Consider the following 666-nt stretch of genomic DNA (forward strand, 5'->3'; position numbering starts at 1 on the left):
ACAGTGCTATTAACACTGAACCCTTCCTCCTCGCTGAAAGTGCTTTACAACCCGAAGGCCTTCTTCACACACGCGGCATGGCTGCATCAGGCTTGCGCCCATTGTGCAATATTCCCCACTGCTGCCTCCCGTAGGAGTCTGGACCGTGTCTCAGTTCCAGTGTGGCTGGTCATCCTCTCAGACCAGCTAGGGATCGTCGCCTAGGTGAGCCATTACCCCACCTACTAGCTAATCCCATCTGGGCACATCTGATGGCATGAGGCCCGAAGGTCCCCCACTTTGGTCCGTAGACGTTATGCGGTATTAGCTACCGTTTCCAGTAGTTATCCCCCTCCATCAGGCAGTTTCCCAGACATTACTCACCCGTCCGCCGCTCGTCACCCAGGAGCAAGCTCCCTGTGCTACCGCTCGACTTGCATGTGTTAGGCCTGCCGCCAGCGTTCAATCTGAGCCATGATCAAACTCTTCAATTAAAAGCTTGATTTGCTTCAACTCGTGAAGCGATGCTCGAAAATTAACTTTCGTAATAATCAGACCGTTGACGAATCAACCGACTGACTTATTGCTTGGTCACTCTTCAAGACTTGATATTTTTTTGAACCCGAAGGTTCTGGATATCGTCTTGTGGAGTGCCCACACAGATTGTCTGATAAATTGTTAAAGAGC

At 50.8% G+C, this 666-nt stretch carries 1 rRNA gene; it reads right to left on the reverse strand.

Going from position 1 to position 666, the window contains the following annotated elements:
* Window positions 1-473, reverse strand: a 16S ribosomal RNA gene (locus H5P17_RS26500); the annotation flags it as partial.
* Window positions 474-666: the final 193 nt, after the last annotated feature.

It is taken from the genome of Serratia sp. OS31, assembly GCF_014164835.1.
In the GTDB taxonomy this organism is placed as follows: domain Bacteria; phylum Pseudomonadota; class Gammaproteobacteria; order Enterobacterales; family Enterobacteriaceae; genus Serratia; species Serratia liquefaciens_A.